At 63.7% G+C, this 17,988-nt stretch carries 15 protein-coding genes and 2 pseudogenes; 9 read left to right on the plus strand and 8 right to left on the minus strand.

Annotated features, from left to right (window positions below; translation table 11 throughout):
* Positions 1-58 precede the first annotated feature (58 nt).
* The 3 genes and pseudogenes from RAD10_RS38445 to RAD10_RS38455 all read right to left on the minus strand — a co-directional run.
* Positions 59-328, minus strand: a pseudogene (locus RAD10_RS38445) (RNA-binding S4 domain-containing protein); the annotation flags it as partial.
* A 13-nt stretch (positions 329-341) separates the two neighbouring features.
* Positions 342-3,767: a helicase-related protein gene (locus tag RAD10_RS38450; protein WP_461621538.1), complete on the minus strand. Its 3,426-nt coding sequence runs from the start codon at positions 3,765-3,767 to the stop codon at positions 342-344.
* A gap of 692 nt (positions 3,768-4,459) precedes the next feature.
* A complete protein-coding gene (locus RAD10_RS38455; protein ID WP_461621561.1) occupies positions 4,460-5,323 on the minus strand; it encodes a DUF3108 domain-containing protein in 864 nt (287 codons plus the stop codon).
* Positions 5,324-5,832: 509 nt separating this feature from the next.
* Here RAD10_RS38455 and rpmB point away from each other — a divergent pair.
* The 6 genes and pseudogenes from rpmB (at position 5,833) to ftsZ (ending at position 11,612) form a co-directional block, all read left to right on the plus strand.
* A complete protein-coding gene (rpmB, locus tag RAD10_RS38460) occupies positions 5,833-6,144 on the plus strand; it encodes a 50S ribosomal protein L28 (protein WP_194405642.1) in 312 nt (103 codons plus the stop codon).
* Between the two features lie 359 nt (positions 6,145-6,503).
* Positions 6,504-8,393, plus strand: coding sequence for an AAA family ATPase (locus tag RAD10_RS38465; protein WP_461621539.1), 1,890 nt, complete (start codon positions 6,504-6,506; stop codon positions 8,391-8,393).
* Positions 8,390-9,430 carry a hypothetical protein gene (locus RAD10_RS38470; protein WP_461621540.1) on the plus strand — a complete coding sequence of 347 codons (1,041 nt, stop codon included), beginning with the start codon at positions 8,390-8,392 and terminating at the stop codon, positions 9,428-9,430. The genes RAD10_RS38465 and RAD10_RS38470 overlap by 4 nt, the downstream gene beginning before the upstream one ends.
* Before the next feature lie 59 nt (positions 9,431-9,489).
* Positions 9,490-9,657, plus strand: a pseudogene (locus RAD10_RS38475) (phospholipase effector Tle1 domain-containing protein); the annotation flags it as partial.
* 137 nt (positions 9,658-9,794) lie between these two features.
* Complete coding sequence (locus RAD10_RS38480; protein WP_461621541.1) at positions 9,795-10,304, plus strand: hypothetical protein; 510 nt, start codon at positions 9,795-9,797, stop codon at positions 10,302-10,304.
* A gap of 51 nt (positions 10,305-10,355) precedes the next feature.
* Positions 10,356-11,612: a cell division protein FtsZ gene (gene ftsZ / locus RAD10_RS38485; protein WP_461621542.1), complete on the plus strand. Its 1,257-nt coding sequence runs from the start codon at positions 10,356-10,358 to the stop codon at positions 11,610-11,612.
* A 397-nt stretch (positions 11,613-12,009) separates the two neighbouring features.
* Here the strand turns inward: ftsZ and RAD10_RS38490 are convergent, their stop codons facing one another.
* The 3 genes from RAD10_RS38490 to RAD10_RS38500 form a co-directional block, all read right to left on the minus strand.
* On the minus strand, positions 12,010-12,558 hold the full coding sequence (locus RAD10_RS38490) for a hypothetical protein (protein ID WP_461621543.1): 549 nt from the start codon (positions 12,556-12,558) through the stop codon (positions 12,010-12,012).
* Between the two features lie 298 nt (positions 12,559-12,856).
* Positions 12,857-13,135, minus strand: a complete 279-nt coding sequence (locus tag RAD10_RS38495) for a DUF1488 family protein (RefSeq protein WP_091959630.1) — start codon at positions 13,133-13,135, stop codon at positions 12,857-12,859.
* A gap of 187 nt (positions 13,136-13,322) precedes the next feature.
* Positions 13,323-13,619 carry a hypothetical protein gene (locus RAD10_RS38500; protein ID WP_461621544.1) on the minus strand — a complete coding sequence of 99 codons (297 nt, stop codon included), beginning with the start codon at positions 13,617-13,619 and terminating at the stop codon, positions 13,323-13,325.
* Between the two features lie 299 nt (positions 13,620-13,918).
* On the opposite strand from RAD10_RS38500, the gene RAD10_RS38505 reads away from it, so the two are divergent.
* From RAD10_RS38505 to RAD10_RS38515, 3 genes are all read left to right on the plus strand, one after another.
* Positions 13,919-14,119: a hypothetical protein gene (locus tag RAD10_RS38505; RefSeq protein WP_461621545.1), complete on the plus strand. Its 201-nt coding sequence runs from the start codon at positions 13,919-13,921 to the stop codon at positions 14,117-14,119.
* Between the two features lie 120 nt (positions 14,120-14,239).
* The gene (locus RAD10_RS38510) at positions 14,240-15,616 is read left to right on the plus strand and encodes a DUF2235 domain-containing protein (protein ID WP_461621546.1); all 1,377 of its coding nucleotides are present in this window, start codon (positions 14,240-14,242) and stop codon (positions 15,614-15,616) included.
* Positions 15,617-15,868: 252 nt separating this feature from the next.
* A complete protein-coding gene (locus tag RAD10_RS38515) occupies positions 15,869-16,114 on the plus strand; it encodes a PilZ domain-containing protein (protein WP_026201681.1) in 246 nt (81 codons plus the stop codon).
* Positions 16,115-16,149: 35 nt separating this feature from the next.
* Here the strand turns inward: RAD10_RS38515 and RAD10_RS38520 are convergent, their stop codons facing one another.
* Positions 16,150-16,557 (minus strand): hypothetical protein, encoded by a 408-nt coding sequence (locus RAD10_RS38520; RefSeq protein WP_091959618.1) that lies wholly within the window; start codon positions 16,555-16,557, stop codon positions 16,150-16,152.
* A gap of 300 nt (positions 16,558-16,857) precedes the next feature.
* Entirely contained in the window at positions 16,858-17,970 is a 1,113-nt protein-coding gene (locus RAD10_RS38525; RefSeq protein ID WP_461621547.1) for an NADH:flavin oxidoreductase/NADH oxidase, read from the minus strand.
* Positions 17,971-17,988 lie beyond the last annotated feature (18 nt).

The following is a 17,988-nucleotide window of genomic DNA, read 5'->3' on the forward strand; positions in this document are numbered from 1 at the left end:
GGGCCGATCATGACGGCTTTGTGTGTTTGATCGACCAAGAACTGAATTCGAAACGCAATTAATTGCGTTTCGCTTCGCTTAGCTCCTCAAAGAGCACCCGCGCCGCGGCAGCATCGCCACGGCGCTCGCTGAAGCCGGTGACCTTCAACACCCGCACGGTGCGATCGAGCGCGACGGTGATGACGTCGCCGATCTTGATCGCATGCCCAGGCGACTTTTCGCGCTCACCATTGACGCGAACGTGGCCCGACCCGACGAGCTCGGCCGCGGAGGTGCGCGCCTTCACCACCCGCGCATGCCACAGCCATTTGTCGAGGCGCTGCCGCTCGGTCGTCGTGGGATTACTCCTTACGGCCGGACAGCTGCTCTTTCAGCGCCGCGAGCTTGGCGAAGGGCGAGTTCGGATCGGCCGGGCGATCGCGCTCGCGCGGGTTTGCGCTCGAGGCGTAGGGACGCAGCGACGGTCCGCCCTGGCGGTCGCGGCCCTTGTCGCGGTCGCGGCCGCGGTTGTCACGGCCCTTGTCGCGATCTCCGCCGAACTTGCCCTTGTCGCGATCGCGTCCCTTGTTGTCGCGATCCTTGCCCTCGAAGCGGCGGTTCCTGTCGTCGCGCCCCTCGGGACGCGGCGCGCCTTCGCCACCTTCCCGCGGCTTGCGGAAGTCTCTGCCGCCGTCTCTGCCAGAATCTCTGCGATGACCACCGCCGTGACGCTGGCCCGGCTTCGCGCCGTCGGCTGCTTCGCCAGGCGCGGCGCTCGCTGCACCAGCTTCAGCGCCGGCCTGCGGACGCTGATGGTGGTGACGCTGGTGGCGATGGCGCTCGTGGCGCGGCTTGCGGTCCTCGTGACGGCCGCCGGGACGCCAGACCTCGATCAGCTCGGGCTCGGCGGGCGTCGCCGCAGCTTCAGGCGCGGCGGCGTCGGGTGACGCGGCGGCTTCGGTTGCGGCCGTCTCGGCCGCAGCGGCTTCGAGGCCGGCAACCTCGGTGGGCGCAGCGGGCTCTTCCGCCGGCGGCGCAATGCCGGGGGCGTCTTCGGGCGTAACGGGGGCCTCGGGAGAGGCTTCCAGCGCAGGCTCGGCCTCCTGAGCCGGCTCGTCCTGCAGCTCCATGCCGGGCGCATCTTCGACGGTGACCGGCTCGGCGACCGCTTCGGTGGAAGCCACCGCCGGCAGGCCGGCAACAGCCTCCGCCGCAGTCTCGGTCGAGATCTCTGTCGCGGACTCGGCGCTGCCTTCAGCCGGCGGCGTCTCGGCCGCGACCGTTTCCACCACGACGGGCTTTGCCGGCAGCGGCGGGCGCTTCTCCATGCGATAGCCGAGCGCGCGCAGCACCGAGGCAAAATCCTCGCCGGCAGATCCCGTGAGCGAGGTCATCGCCTGCGTCACCACAAAGCCGCGGCCGTCGAAGGCGCCGGCCGGCTTTTCGCCGGACGCGTTCTCGCGCCAGGCCAGCGCCGGGCGGATCAGATCGGCAAGGCGCTCCAGGATGTCGACGCGCACGGCGCGCTCGCCGGCCTGCTTGTAGCCGAGCACGCGATAGGCATCGCGCGGCAGAGCCTTGTCGACCGGGAACGAGGTGCGGCCGGAAGATGCCAGATGCTGCGCGCCCGAGAGCGAGGACAGATCGACATTGTCCTGCTTCAGCGCCCACAACAGCGCGGCCAGCGCACGCGCGGCGGGCTTCAAAAGGCCGGGGAAATAGATGTGATAGGCGCCGAAACGGACGCCGTATTTGCGCAGCACCGCGCGCGAGGGCTGGTCGAGATCCTTCAGCTCGTTGGCGATCTTGGGACGCTCCAGCACGCCGAGGGCCTCGACGAGCTGATAGGCGATGCCGCGGGCGATGCCGGTGACGTCCTCGGCCTTGGACAGCTCGAACATCGGCCCAAGCAGCTTCTCGACATGGGTCTTGAGCCAGAGCTCGAGCCGGGCCTGCACCTTCTCGCGGGGGCCGCCGGTCAGGCGCTCGTCGGAGATGATGCGGATGCGCGGATGCAGCGCGTCCTCTGCGGCAGACAGCCGCGCCACGGCATCGCCGGTCCAGCGGATGATGCCTTCGGAGGTCAGCACGAACTGATCGTCCGGCGCGTTGCCGAGCTTTTCGGCGCGCGTGTTGATCTCGCCGGCGAGCACTGCTTGCGCTGCAGCCTGCAAGGCTTTCGCATCCGAGCCAGCTTCCGCCGCATCCGGTGCAAAGGTGAAGCCGTCGAGGCGGCCGATGACATGGCCTTCGACGATGACTTCGCCGGTCTTGCCGATTTCAGTATTCAAGCTCGTGTTCTCCCGCAGGCGGCGCATCAATACACTGGTCCGGCGATCAACGAAACGCTCAGTCAAGCGTTCATGGAGCGCATCCGATAATTTATTTTCGACCTCCCGCGCGATCCCCTGCCAGCGTTCGGGGTCTTTCAGCCAGTCCGGGCGGTTGGCGACGAAGGTCCAGGTGCGAATCTGCGCGATCCGGGCCGAGAGCGTGTCGATGTCGCCGTCGACGCGGTCGGCCTGGGTGATCTGGGCCTCGAACCAGGCATCGGGGATGCATCCCTTCCGCATCAGGAAGCCGTAGAGCGTCGTCACCAGCTCGGCATGGGCCGCCGGCGACAATTTCCGGTAATCCGGGACCTGGCAGGCCTCCCACAGCCGCTCCACCGCCGCCTTGCCATGCGCGATATCGCGCACCTCGACGTCGCGGGCGGCATGGTCGAGCACGCGCATGTCCTCGGCGACGGGGGCGCGCGTCAGCGCCTCGTGGCCGGGGGCGAGGTTCAGGGACACCTGCAGCGCGCCGAGCGAGGAGAAATCAAGCCTGGTGTTGCGCCATTGCAGCATCTTCACGGGATCGAAGGTGTGGTTCTGCAGCGCGTTGACGAGCTCGGGCTCGAACGGCGCGCAGCGGCCCGTGGTGCCGAAGGTGCCGTTGCGCGTGGCGCGGCCTGCACGGCCGGCGATCTGCGCGAATTCGGCCGGCGTCAGCCGGCGGAACTGGTAGCCGTCGAACTTGCGGTCGGAGGCAAACGCAACGTGGTCGACGTCGAGATTGAGGCCCATGCCGACCGCGTCGGTGGCGACGAGATAATCGACATCGCCGTTCTGGAACATCGCCACCTGCGCATTGCGCGTGCGGGGCGACAGCGAGCCCAGCACCACGGCGGCGCCGCCATGCTGGCGGCGGATCAGCTCGGCGATGGCGTAGACTTCATCGGCCGAGAACGCGACGATGGCGGTACGGCGCGGCTGGCGCGTGATCTTACGATCTCCGGCGAATTCCAGCTGCGACAGGCGCGGCCGCGTGATCATGGACACGCCCGGCAACAGCCGCTCGATGATCGGGCGCATCGTGGCAGCGCCGAGCAGCAGCGTCTCGTCGCGGCCGCGGCGGTTGAGCAGCCGATCGGTGAAGACGTGGCCGCGTTCGAGATCGCTGGCGATCTGGACCTCGTCGACGGCGAGGAAGGAGACATCCAAATCGCGCGGCATCGCCTCGACGGTCGACACCCAATAGCGCGGACTCTTCGGCTTGATCTTCTCCTCGCCGGTGACGAGCGCGACCGCCTCGGCTCCGACCCTGCCAGCGATCTTGTTGTAGACCTCGCGCGCGAGCAGGCGCAGCGGCAGCCCGATCATCCCCGACGGATGCGCCAGCATCCGCTCGATAGCGAGATGGGTCTTGCCGGTGTTGGTCGGCCCGAGCACCGCAGTGACGCCGGCGCCAGGCACGCGATCGGACGGCGCGCGCTCGGAAGCAAAGGGGGAGGAGGAAAAGGGCATCTGGGGGATTAGGTAGTGGCGATTTGGGCGAATGTCAGTGCTGTCTGGGGCGGTGCGGCGGCTCGGAGGTGTCGGCTATGTCTCCGAACGCGGCCCTCGCTCCGCTGTCATGCCCCGGCTTGACCGGGGCATCCAGTACGCCGCGGCCTGTCCGCTCAACCACAACCGCCTCGGCGTACTGGATCGCCCGGTCAAGCCGGGCGATGACACCGAGGACGTGGCGGCGCCTCCCCAAACCTCGCGCAACTGTCTCACTTTGCGACGCTTTTCCCGTTGGTCTTAAGCTTCGGAACGACTCTAGAACGAATCGCGGCCGAATCGCTGACTCCCTCTGGAGTCATGTTCCGTTCACGCAACATGTCGCGGGAGTCTTATTGGCTGCAACTAGATGGAGTTTTGGGCTGCCGTACAAGTGACGTTTCGATGGCGCAAAGCCTTAAGTTGGGGACGGCGCGGAGTCGAATCAGAATCGGGGAGGAGTCAAATGGATTCCCGGAGCGAGGCCCCCGAACGCATTTTCGCGAAAACAACCCCATGCACAGTAGGTAAGTCGTTGAAATAACGAGACTTCACAGCCGCCTTGGAGAGGAGATCGTAGCCCGTATGGAGCGAAGCGGAATACGGGGAGCCGCGGGCGAGAATCCCGGATTACGCTTGCGCTCCATCCGGGCTACGGCCGTCACCGCAGCCGCTTACTGCGTCTTCGCCACCCTTGGCGGCTGGGCCGTGGTGATGAAGCTGGTGGCTTCCAGCATGGCCGGGCCCAGGGGCGTCGGCACTTTCAGCCAGAACGGGACCAGGACGCGCGTGCCGGCGACGGGGGCGAAGGCGATCTCGATGTTGCGCTGGGCGGCGAGGTATTTGATCACGGGGCGGTCGGGGATGTAGCCGGCGACGGGCACGAAATAGAGCGAACAGACCACCACCGGGCCGTGATAGCCCTTCTCCGCCTTCACATTCTCCATGCGCTTGAAATCGAGCTTCAGATCGTAGCGCATGCGGCCATCGAACACCGGCGCCGAGTTGTGGCAGGCGTCCGGCGTAACAGGATCGCCATTGCCGGGCACGCGCAACAGCGAGGCCGTCATGGGGTCCCAGACGCCGCGGCGGTGCGCGTCGGTGACGACGATACGATCAGGGTCGACCGGCGGCTCCGGCAGAATGGCAAAATCCTTCACATTGCCCTTGTCGAGCGTGATGCGGATCTCTTCGGTCTTCTTCGAGGTGGTGGTGGAGGCCTGGTAGCCGGTCGCCACCAGCGCGCCGTTGACGATGCGTCCCTGCGAGGCGCCGGTGCCGGACCCGCCGGTGAACGATTTCAGCAGCCCCGAGGTGCCGCCCGCGGCCGCCGCCGAAAACACATCGTCCTGGATGTCGATGTTCCATGCGCCCTTGCCGACGGGAATGCCGGCCAGCGAGGCCTCATACTGCGCCTCGAGCTTGCCCTGCGCCGCCGCCGGCACCGCACCCCAGGCCACGGCTAGGCCGCAAAGCGCCGCCAGCCAGCCGGCGAAGCGCGGACGGACTGAGCGCTCTTCTGGCGCAAGAGGTGGCATTGCGGGCACGAAACAATCCAATCGGGGCGCGACGGTTGTTACTTAAGCCAAAAACCGCGGCAAACAATGTGTCCGGGCGTATCGAGCCGGGAACTCCACCGGAGTCTTCGGTCGCGAATACGCCCTTTATGTGATGGTAAGGCCCGACAAACATTGCCGTTTTGGTGATCGGGCGGCGCCGGGAGCGCTCACCTACCTCCATCCCCTCCGCCGTCATGCCCCGCCTAGTGCGCAATTGCGCACGGGGGCGGGGCATCCAGTACGCCGCAGCCCCTCGGCTCCAGCCGCACCGCCGCGGCGTACTGGATCGCCCGGTCCCAGCGCGCAATTGCGCGCAAGGCCGGGCGATGACACCTGTTGTGGAGCACGAATCCCCGCCCAAAACCTTGACTACCCGCCCCTTCCCCCCTATACGTCCGCCCGCTCCCTGCAAGGACAAAAGAATTAGCCCCCGTGGCGCCCAGAATGGCGGCCGCAATCGTTGGGGGATCGAACTCAAGGATTATGCCATGTCTCGCCGCTGCGAACTGACGGCCAAGGGCCCCCTCGTCGGCCACAAGGTCAGCCACTCCAACATCAAGACCAAGCGCCGCTTCCTGCCGAACCTGGTCAACGTGACCTTCATCAGCGAAGCCCTGGAGCGCAACGTGCGCCTGCGCGTCTCCACCAACGCGGTCAAGAGCGTCGACCACAATGGCGGCCTCGATGCCTTCCTGCTCAAGGCCAAGGCCGACGTGCTGTCGCCGCGCGCCCTCGAGCTGAAGCGCGCCATCCAGAAGAAGGTCGGCCCGACCACTGCGCCGGCCAAGAAGGCCAGCTAAGTTTTTTAGGTTTGGGCGGGGGCTAAGTTGCGTCGCGTGTCGTAGGCTTAGCCAGTAGAGTTTGCGTTGCGGCCGGATCGAAAGATCCGGCCGTTTTTGTTATGCAAAGGAAGACGGCACGACCTAAAGCCTGATCTAGCGATATCTGACACAGCACATTGCTCAACCGCAGTTTCCTACAACGCAAACTCACTCGACTCGCCATCTCTTTTGATTGTAACTTTCATACGGCGCTACCATTTCGACTTTTGCAAAGTTTCTCTCGCACCGCCGTGGCTGCAGTTCATACTATTTTATACTCGATCTAGCTCGAGCTTCGTGATGAGTTTCTTCGGCGCTCCGTTCTTTGGATTTTTCAAATGCTAAAAAGTTGGACCGTCGGCAATTTTAAATCGATAGGAGAAGAGCTAGTTCTCCCCCTATCGCCAATTACTGCGCTCGTCGGCGCGAATAGCTCCGGAAAGAGTTCGATTATCCAAAGCATACTGCTCATCAAGCAAACGTTGCAGTATGCGACTGCGGATCGACCAATAGCGCTCAACGGCCCACTACTAAAGCTCGGCACATTCGACGATGTCCGAAACGTCCGCTCTGAAGGGGGAGGTGTTCGGATAGGCTGGGAATACGAAGAGACCACGGTCTTCCCGAACTCGGAAACCTACTACAAGCCTCGTCCTAACGTTACACCTTGGCGTGAAGTCATTCCTCACATCCAATGCTTAACCGAGTTTGGAATCGCGCCTGAAGCGCGCACCGAACTTTCTCGTCTGCAGCCCTTTTTGGTTAGCACGAGTCTTACAGCTCTTTCCGGAACGATGTCGGGCTCGGAGCAAATCGGAGCACAGTTAGAGATCAGCCGAATGCCTGGCGCCCCCGAGCCTACGGCGCTTCCCACGACAACTCCGCTGCCTATATCCACGAGACCTCAGCCAGCACAGCGTTACAGGGTCAGCGACATCGACATCGAGACGCGCGCGTCGCTCCTGGAAGAACATCCAAACGGAGAAATAGAAGCCGCCGTAGTCCGCCATTTCCTGCCACTCACGATCGGAATCCGCTTCGACAGTTCTCTGCGACAAGCAATGCAGATAGCGGACGCCATTTGCAGCCTTCGGAAATCGATACGATTCCAGCGAGAATTTGCAGGTTTATCGGCTCCTCCCGAGCTTCTGGGAATTTTACAGAAATGGGTAAGTGCGAACCAAGAATTCTTGCGTCAGTCTCAATTCTTTCAGGAAGCAGAACTCTTCGCTCGCCCGTCGACAATCGGCCAAGTTCTAGATGCGCTGCTCGACCTCCAGCGACGGTCTCGTTCCCGCCCTGCAAGCTTTCCCTCTCTTCAAGAGCTTCAGCCACTAATAGCCGAAGCGCTACTCACGAATGAACTGCCGCGAATGGAGGTAGAGTACGAGCGTCCCCGTTTGATATATAACGCGGCCATTCAGATTCGCGAATATTTCGAAGAATACGTACTGTATTTAGGACCACTGCGCGACGAACCCAAGCCTTTGTACCCTCTTGAAGCGTTGGGCAACCCGACCGACGTCGGCTACAGGGGCGAACATACAGCCGCGGTCTTACATCTTAATCAGTATCGACCAATTACCTATCTAAGCTCAAAGAGATTCTCCGACAATGCCATCGATTTCGCCACGGGCGCTTCAGTCGAGTCGTTAAGAGACGCACTCGTCGACTGGCTGTCGTACATGGGCGTGATAGACGCCATTCTTACGGACGATAGGGGCAAGATCGGACACGAGCTCCAAGTTCGAACGCCCGGCATCGGCAAGTATCACGATCTCACAAACGTAGGCGTTGGTGTTAGCCAAGTACTACCAATCGTACTGATGGCACTACTTGCTCCAGTCGGTAGCCTTCTGATCTTTGAGCAGCCTGAGCTACATCTCCATCCGCGGGTTCAAACACGCCTAGCAGATTTCTTTATTTCGATGGCAATGTCAGGCAAGCAATGTCTTCTAGAAACGCATAGTGAATACTTAATTCATAGGCTCCGTCGCCGAATTGCGGAAGCGCCAGGGGAACAGCTTACATCCATGACTAAGCTTTATTTCGTTGAGCGATGTGGCGACACTACCAATTGCAGGTCTGTCGACATTACTCGTTATGGCGCGGTGCTAGATTGGCCAGCCGATTTCTTCGACCAATCTCAGGTCGAAGCCGAAAGCATTTTGATGGCTGCTTCCGCCAAGCGCGCGGAAGAAAGACGGCAGAAGAAGGGGGATCGATGAGGGCCTCTCTTGTTCTGGAACCTGCTGTGTTAGCTATGCCGGCCCTATCCAATGATGAGCAATCAATTACAAGATCAATTGAGCGGTTAGTCGAGATCTCGACATTCATCAGGAATTCAGAGTTTCAAGCTTGCCTGATAAGCGAAGCGGAGCTTTACCTCGCAGAGGCAAATCTCTATCCCGTATCCGATTCTATAAGCACGACTTTGATGAATGCCGGACTGGAGCACGTATATTCAACAGAAGACATTCGCCGATCTGTGCAAAATATACTCCAGCAATCTCAGCGACTAGAGAATATCTCTGGCGTCGAATTTCTCATTCCGTCCTCGACGACGACTACCCCGGACATCACCTCCTCAAGAGAGCGCCCCCCAATCAAGGAAGCACTGGAGGTCACGTTGGCCCACCTCTGCCTTCTTACTGAAGTATCGAGCAGATCAGTTGCCCGAATGATATCTGCAGATCGAAATGCAGATGAGGAGATCGAAGTCAGCGTCGACGCCACAGACATCACTCCTCCCTGGAGAGGGAAAACCGAAAGGAGCGTTTCCTGTCTTGTCGGACTTTCCTCCTCTGTACGTTCTTTCGTCACTCAACTCGACGGAGACGCATTGTGGCAAATCTCTCAGAACGAACAAGAATTGGCGGCCGCCATAGCGATAAAGGCTCGATCGCTTCGAAGACTGTCCGGATGCGAAGCACCCGACGCCAACTGCGAAGCCTTCACGATTGGTGCCTCGCTTCTAAGAATGATGGCGGTGTCTCAGTGCACGCCAGACGGAAGATATGGGCATGCTACATTTGATTGCTGTGCTCGATTGGTCGCCAAGACGCCGCTGGAAGCCCCGAGTAAGCTGTACAAGCTCTCTGATTCTGGCCGCCGTACAGATGTCGTCCGGGGTGACGGCGCGATCGGTTGGCGGGTTCATGTAACAAAATCTGGCGAGGCCATTCGCCTGATGTTTTGGAGAAAGGAAGACTCCTCCATTGAATTCTCTACCGTCGGTCCGAAGGCGGATGTGCAGATTCACTAGAGATGCATACCCTGCTTCCGCTATTCTCCCCCCGGTAGCATCACCCCGAGGCGCATCCCATGGACCACGCGCGCGACCCCACCCCCTCCCCCAAAAACCTCGTCATCTGCTGCGACGGCACCGGTAACTAGATTTCGGAGAACATCTCCAACGTCCTGAAGCCCTCTCGCTGCCTGCGCAAGACGGACAAGACGCAGTCGCGGCAGATGGCGCTCTGCGATCCCGGCGCTCGGCCCGCTGCCGCCACTCGTAAACACCCCCCCGCCCGTTAACCGTCCATTAACCAACGCACCCTAGCCTGCTGTAATCGTCCAGCCATCATTAGCTCGAAATGCCTTCCCGGTTCGCTCCAGGAGAAGCGCCGATGTGCGTTGCGTTGTTGACGTATGCCGATCTCAGTACCCGCCTCAATATCTCGCGCGAGGCCGCGCGGTCGCTGGCGCGACGACGCCTTCTGCCGCGCTCGCGTTCGGATGACGGCAAGGCCCTGGTGAGCGTTGATCTCGACGAGCTCCGCTACACGCCCCGCCCGCGACGTGCCCGCCGGGCAGACCCCATCGATGCCTCCATCGCAAGGATCGAGGCAATCAAGGTCGATTCCTTCAAGGCGGAAATCGCGCGGCTCGAAGACGTCGCAACCGCCTACAGGGCCGTGTTCGAGCGCGAGCGGGAGCGCGCCGATCGCCTCGCCGTCGAGCTGCAGCAGGCGACCGCCGAGACCATGGCAGCCAACGCGTGGGCGGCACGACTGGAAGACGAAGTGACGGCGCTGCGGAGCGATCGCCGGGACGGCTCGATCGCGGGACACGCCGCGCGTCGATTGGGACATCTGGCCGCCGCCATCGTCAAAGCAGATCGCGCGGCTAGCAGGTAGCACTCGAAGACTTCTCCATCCCCGGCTTGCCGGACCAATCGCGAGGGAAAAATGGCTGGCAATATCGATATTCATGAAATGAAGGCCCGCATCGTCGTGTTCGGTGTCGGCGGCGCAGGCGGCAATGCCGTCAACAACATGATCACGGCCGGGCTGCAAGGGGTCGAGTTCGTGGTCGCCAACACCGACGCGCAGGCGCTGGCCATGTCGAAGGCGAAGCACCTCATCCAGCTCGGCACACATGTCACCGCAGGCCTCGGCGCCGGCTCGCAGCCGGAACTGGGCCGCGCCGCAGCCGAGGAGGCCATCGATGCGATCCGCAATCAGTTGACCGGCGCGCACATGGTGTTCGTGACTTCAGGCATGGGCGGCGGCACCGGCACCGGGGCTGCACCCGTCGTCGCCAGGACCGCGCGCGAGCTCGGCATTCTCACGATCGGCGTGGTCACCAAGCCGTTCTACTTCGAGGGCCAGCGCCGCATGCGCTTTGCCGAGGCCGGCATCGAGGAGCTGCTGAAGACGGTCGACACCCTCTTGATCATCCCGAACCAGAACCTGTTCCGGGTGGCCAGCGAGAAGACCACGTTCGCCGATGCCTTCGCCCTTGCCGACCAAGTGCTTTATTCGGGCGTGGCCTGCATCAGCGACCTCATCGTCAAGGAAGGCCTGATCAATCTCGATTTCGCCGACGTCCTCTCCGTCATGAAGGAGAAGGGCAAGGCCATGATGGGACGGGGCGAGGCCTCCGGCGAGAAGCGCGTGCTCGCCGCCGCCGTCGCCGCGATCTCCAATCCGTTGATCGAGAACCCCTCGATCAAGCGCGCCAGTGGCCTCATCATCTCCATCACCGGCGGCAAGGATCTCATGCTGTACGAGGTCGACGAAGCGGCCAGCCGCATTCGCGACGAGGCCGACCCGGACGCCAACATCATCGTCGGCGCCTCCTTTGACGAAAGCTTAGAGGGCATCGTCCGCGTCTCGGTGGTGGCGACCGGTATCGACAATCTCGACCCGGCGCAGGCGCTGCCGGTGGAAACCGCCCTCACGCAGCTCGCCGGCAGGCTGCGCAACGACAGCCGCCGCATCGCCGATCGCATCGAGCGCAGCGCACCCGTTCCGCAAGCGGGCAGCCCGCCGCTCCGCCCGCAGCCGCACCACCCCGTGGGGCCACCGGCACGGCCGGGCCTGGACCATGCGCGCCAGGCGGCCGACCGGCCGCTCGATCCTTACGGCCGCACCGCTGCGCGCAATGCGCCCGACGAGGCCGTTCTCGATATCCCGGCCTTCCTGCGTCGCGCGGCCAACTGAGTGGTGGCGAGAGCCGCGGTTGCCAATGCCGGAACTCAATCGCTGCTACGCGACAACGCGCTGAGAGTGGCCTTGTTCTAGCCACGCCTCTCCCGCTTGCGGGAGAGGCCGACGCGCCCCGGGCGATGCGAAGCATCGTCCCGAGCGCGGCGGATGAGGGTTCTCACCACTCGGGGACATTCGCCGCAATTCTCAACAATCCCAATGCGGAGACAGCCCCCACCCCAGCCCTCCCCCGCAAGCGGGAGAGGGAGCCGACTGCCAATGCCGCCGCATCATGCACGCCATATGCGATAGCCCCCCGAAAGCGGGAGAGGTTGAGCGAGCCCGCGGCCCGCTCGATCCAACCAAAAGCCATTCTGCTTCAGAGCCCGCACGCTTAGAGCGCGCCGATGCTTCACGCTGCCGTGCTGCGCGGGCTCTCCGCGGTTTCCTTCTTGTCCGGTTCCTTGTCGCGCGACAGCCAGGCCGGAAAGCGAAGCAGGCGTTCGTTGGTGTCTTTCGGCAGCTCGACGGGCGGCGCTTCAACGGCCGAACTCGGCAAGTCCAGCGCGGCCTGTCCGGATCGCACCGCATCCGCACGCTGATCCAGTTCGCGCAAGAGGGGATCGAGCACGCTGTCGATCTCGGTCGCCACCGACACGAGGAAACTATTGAGCTCGCGCGCCTCGGGCACGACGGCCGCAGCCGATTCGATCGCGCTGGAGAGACCGTCGACGACGGGCGCAAACGCGCCGGCGGCTTGCTTGATTCGCGTCTTGATCATTTCGATCTCGCTCAGGACGCGCTCACGCTCCCGCCTTTTCTTCTCTTCCGAAAGGCGGGCTTCGATTTCGGCGATCTGGGCCGTCAGGGTCGTGGCTTCGGATGCGAGCGCATCGCGTCGTCCGCGCGCGCGATCGAGATCGCGGCTGAGATTGTCCACTAAGTCGTCCTTTCCGAACATGGCTTTGCTCCGTAGGACAGGCGCTTTGCCCTGTAGGACGGCCATGGCGCGAACCGCCAGCCTCGCCACCGACCGGATGGCCGGATCGGCCGAAACTGGCATCAACCTCGGTCGCGTCACATGGGCCGACATGGTGATCCCCCCATCGTCACATTAGGCAACCGCATGGTTAACAAGTGGTTAATATCAACAGATGATGGGGCAAGGGGGGCTCGGTGCCGGAAAACATCTCCAGCGTCCTGAAGCTCTATCGCTGCCTGCGCAAGACCGAAGACACAGCCGCGCCGTTCGCCCTTCCCTACCCCCGAAAATCAATGCTCCGCAGCACGATCCCCGGCGGTGTGCCCTCGAACTCGGTTGCCTGATACTTCCGTCCCACGCACGCCTCGATGCGCTCGCGCAGGCGCATGAACTGGGCTTCGCGCTCGGCGGGCCGGGCGCGCGGGCCGCGCTCGAGGTCGTCCATCGCGGAGGTCGAGATCGCGCAGGCGATCTCGGTGGCGCCGTCCTGCATCGAGAACTGGACGATGCCGCGGTCCTGTTCGTGGCCGATGAAGCGGCCGCTGGTGAGCGTCATGGGGTTACTCCTGTACTGCGCGCCCCGGCCTGGTGCGTCATTGCGCACGGGGAGCCGGGACCTATGACCCGGTCGGCTTGATTCAAGCACGCTGTGGCACGAGCATCTGCAACAACTCAATTCCGTGGCCATGGATCCCGGACCTGCGCTTCGCTTGTCCGGGACGACATTTGTGCCGCGGCCGGCCTCAGCCCTCGCCGCTGAGCCGGACGAAATCGTCGAACAGCGCGGCCACCAGCGCGCGGTGGCGGGTGTCTTCCACGGGCAGGCTCGCGGCATAGAGGTTGAGCAGATGGCGCGCCTTCACCGCGGCCTCTGGCCACGACACAGCCGGCACCGTCAGCATGCGGTTTTCCAGTTCGGCCTCGCGCTCGCGCAGATCCCTGACCTGGGATTCGACCTCGGCCAGCGCGCGGCGCAGATCTGTCGCCTTCTGCGCGGCCATGCCGCGGTGCTTGTCGAGGTCGACCGGGATGTCAGTCATGAATGGCGCTTGCCTCGATGCGTTGGGGCGTCGGCGGGATCGACCGGGCCGACGCGGAACGGATGCCTTGATGTCATGATGTCGGGCCGCGAGCGGATGGTCATGCACGCCTGCTTTTCGCGAAGTGTGCCCCAAGCCGACACCGCAGTGCGAAGCATGCGCCGGTTGCAGGCCGATAGCCAGCACATTCGTCGTCACGCCGCCGGCGCCAACGCCGCAGGCCGGCACCGGTGCGTTAGTCCTCGCAATCGCCCTGCCGCAGGCGTAGGGTTGCTGCATTATCGCGCATCGACCGATGATTGACGGTGACGTTGCGCGGCTCGGCCGAACCGGATGAAGTCAACCCATCACAGGAGACGGAAATCATGGCCAAGGGACAGCAACGCAGCAATCGCGAAATCAAGAAGCCGAAGAAGGACAAAGCCAAGGCCATCGCCGCGGCACCGAGCCGCAAGGACGCGGCGTGGCAGCCGGAGATCGGCCAGGGGAAGAAGAAGTAGGGCGGCAGCGCTGCCTTCCCTTCTCCCCTTGTAAGGGGAGAGGGGACGCCCCTTGCGTCTCTTCTCCGTCGCGCTTTTCCGCTATACTCGCCCCGGTAGCATCACCCGGAGGCGCACCCCGTGGAGCACGACCACACCACCGTTCCCAAACCCGACTCCAAAAACCTCGTCATCTGCTGTGACGGCACCGGCAACGAGATTTCGGAGAACATCTCCAACGTCCTGAAGCTCTATCGCTGCCTGCGCAAGACCGACAGGACACAGCCGCGGCAGATGGTGTTTTACGATCCCGGCGTCGGCACGGTGACGGAGCCGACGACGTGGCACCGGCTCAAGGCCAATATCAATCTGGTGCTGGGGCTCGCCACCGGCTACGGGCTCGATGACAATGTGCTGTCGGCCTATTGCTTCCTGGTCGAGCATTACGCGCCGGGCGACAAGATCTATCTGTTCGGCTTTTCGCGCGGGGCCTACACGGTTCGCGTGCTTGCGGGGCTGATCCACAAGGTCGGGCTGATCAGGCCGGAGCAGGCGAACCTCGCCGGCTCGGGCCTCGTCGCCTACAAGCAATATTCCGGCACCGGGCGCGGCAACGACGTCGAGGATCTCTCGGACGTCGCCTTCGACGACCAGGGGCCGCTGCCGAAGGACCAATTCGACCTCGCCGCCCAGTTCGCGCGCATCACCTCGACGCGCTGGCCGACCATCCACTTCATCGGCGTGTGGGACACCGTGGCGAGCGTGATCGTGCCGCGGCGCGACAATCTCTTCTTCCTGTTCAGCCTGGAGGAGCTCGCCTTCACGCTGCGCAACCCCAGCGTCAGGATTTTCCGGCAGGCGATCGCGATCGACGAGCGGCGCTGCATGTTCCGCCTCAAGAAGTACTGCGAGCCGCAGGAGTTCTGGAGCAATCGCTACGTGCCCGACGAGAAGAAGGTGCCGCAGGATATCTTGCAGGTGTGGTTCGCCGGCGTGCATAGCGACGTCGGCGGCGGCTATCCGGAGGCGGAAAGCGGGGACTCGAAATATCCGCTGATCTGGATGATCGCGGAGGCGGAGAAGGCGGGGCTGAACTTCAACCCGGCGACCATCAAGCAGCTCGCCTGGGGCATCCAGCGCAAGAACTCACCGTTCCAATACGTCGAGCCGGCCTACACGGGGAAGACGGGCGTGCTGCACGATTCGATGACGGCGGGCTGGCGGATTCTGGAATATCTGCCGAAGAGCGCAAAGTACAAGGAGTGGCCGGAGCGGAAAGTGTTTCTCGGCTTCTACATCCCCGATTGCGAGCCGCGCCCCATCCCCGAAGGCGCGCATGTGCATGAAAGCGTGCTGAAGCGGATGGCCGTGGAGCCGGACTACCGGCCGGTGAATTTGCCGAAGGACTACGTGACGGTGCCGATGCCGGTGGGGCCGGGCGAGCAAGGGGATCCGGGCACGCTGCCACCCTCCCCTGGAGGGGGAGGGTCGGCTCACATGGAGCGCAGCGAAATGTGAGACGGGGTGGGGTGACAGTCTCTCCGCGGCCGCACTGCCCGTGCGGAGAGATCACCCCACCCCGCTCGCGCTGCGCGCGATCGACCCTCCCCCTCCAGGGAAGGGTAAGGCACCCCGCTACCGCCGCTTTCTTCCTTCGCCGCTACTTTTCATTAAAATTCTTCCGCCCGCCTTAGCCGGATCGCATCAACTCATCCGCATCATCCTGCACGATATCCGCCGCTAGACCTGCGGAATTGGAGGAGAGTGCCAATGTATCCGCGTAAATATGCCCGCGTGAAGCCTGCAGGGCTGGTGTCGCGCCAGGCCAAGATCATCACCGACCCGCGCGCGCCTGTGATCAACTGCACGCTGATCGACTATTCGCCCGGCGGCGCCTGCGTCGATCTCGGCGGCCAGGTGAACATCCCCGACAGGTTCGAGCTGTTGCACGTCAACACCAAGAAGCGCTGCCGCATCGCCTGGAAGCGCGGCACGCGGGTGGGCGTGGTGTTTTAAGTCTTTCTTACCCTCCCCTGGAGGGGAAGAGGAAGCTACTTGCGCATCCTCGCTTTGGCGCCGCCGACGATCTGCATGGCGACGCCGGCGATCCAGCCGAGCAGAGCGAGCCAGGTCCAGGCCAAATGCGGATCGAGGCGGAGCACGATGACGGCGACGGAGGCGAGCGCGGTGAGCGTGGCGCAGAGCGTGCCGGCGGCGCTGAGGAATTCGGCGGCGTCGATCGCGCTATGCGCCTCGTCGAACGGCAATTGCGGCGTATCGATGCCGAGATAGAAGCCGACGAAGCCCAGCACCATCATCACCATCAGAAAGCCCTGCGTGGTGAGCGCTGATATCGCCGATCCCACATAGGCGCCGACAAACAGCCCGCACGCCGCGCCGGCCATCGCAAGCCCGACACGCTCGAACACATGAGCCGTTTTGCGAACACGAAACCGCATGGCAGGCCTCCGCGAGGAGTTGGGTCGCGCAAGGTTAGGCCAGATTTGCGGGGGGTGGAAGCTGGGGGGATTTACGGATGCGGGGGGCAGTGAGGGCGAAAGCGCGCGCCACAAATTCCGCTGTCGTCCCGGACAAGCGCAGCGCAGATCCGGGACCCATAACCACAGGGAGCAGTTTGGCGAAGACTCTTAGTTAAGTTGTCAACGCGCAGCGCGGATCATCGTGAGAACTCGCGGTATGGGTCCCTGCGTGCGCAGGGACGACAGTGGTGGTCGTCGCGCCACACCAGCAGCGCGCCTTCACCGCGCCCCAAACGTGGTCCTGCCGAACAGCGCCTTCTGCGTCGAGGGCTGCGAGCGCCAGTATTGTGGCGGGGCTTCGACCTCGCCGCCGACATCGGCAGCGGCGTGCCAGGCCCAGCGCGGGTCGTAGAGCATGCCGCGGGCGAGCGCGATCATGTCGGCCTTGCCGGATGCGACGATCTCCTCGGCCTGCTTGCCGTCGGTGATCAGGCCGACGGCGATCGTCGGCAATCCGGTCTCGCGCTTGATCGCCTCCGCGAACTGCACCTGGTAGCCGGGGCCGAGCGGGATCTTCTGCAGCGGCGAGACGCCGCCGGAGGAGGCATCGATCCAGTCGACGCCGCGCGCCTTCAGCGCGTTGGCAAACTCGATCGTCTGCGCCAGATCCCAGCCGCCCTCGACCCAGTCGGTCGACGACACCCGCATGCCCACGGGCTTGTCGTGCGGGAAGGCCGCGCGCACCGCATCGTAGATCTCGAGCGGAAAGCGCATGCGGTTCTGCAAAGACCCGCCATATTCGTCGGTGCGCTTGTTGGAGATCGGCGACAGGAACTGATGCAAGAGATAGCCGTGCGCGCCGTGCAACTCGATGGCGTCGATGCCGATGCGCTCCGCGCGCTTCGCGCTGTCGACGAAGGCCTCGCGGATGCGCTTGAGGCCCGCCGCATCCAGCGCCAGCGGCGCGGCCTCGCCCTCCTTGTGCGGCAGCGCTGATGGCGCCACCGTCTGCCAGCCGCCCTGTTCCACCGGGATCAGCTGGCCGCCGTCCCATGGCCGCGCGCTGGAGGCCTTGCGGCCGGCATGGGCGAGCTGCATCGCGATCGCGGTCGAGGAATGCTTGCGCACCGAGGTCAGCACCTGCTTCAGCGCGGCCTCGGCGGCATCGCTGTAGAGCCCGAGACAGCCCGGCGTGATGCGGCCGATCGCCTCGACATGGGTCGCCTCGATGCAGAACATCGCCGCGCCCGACAGGCTGAGATTGTTGATGTGGGTGAAGTGCCAGTCGGTGGCGACGCCGTCCTCGGCCGAATATTGGCACATCGGCGACACCACGATGCGGTTCCTCAACGTCAGGCCGCGCAGCTTGATCGGGGAAAACAGGACGCTCATGCGGGGGAGTTCCGGGGG

It is taken from the genome of Bradyrhizobium sp. 23AC (assembly GCF_054863025.1).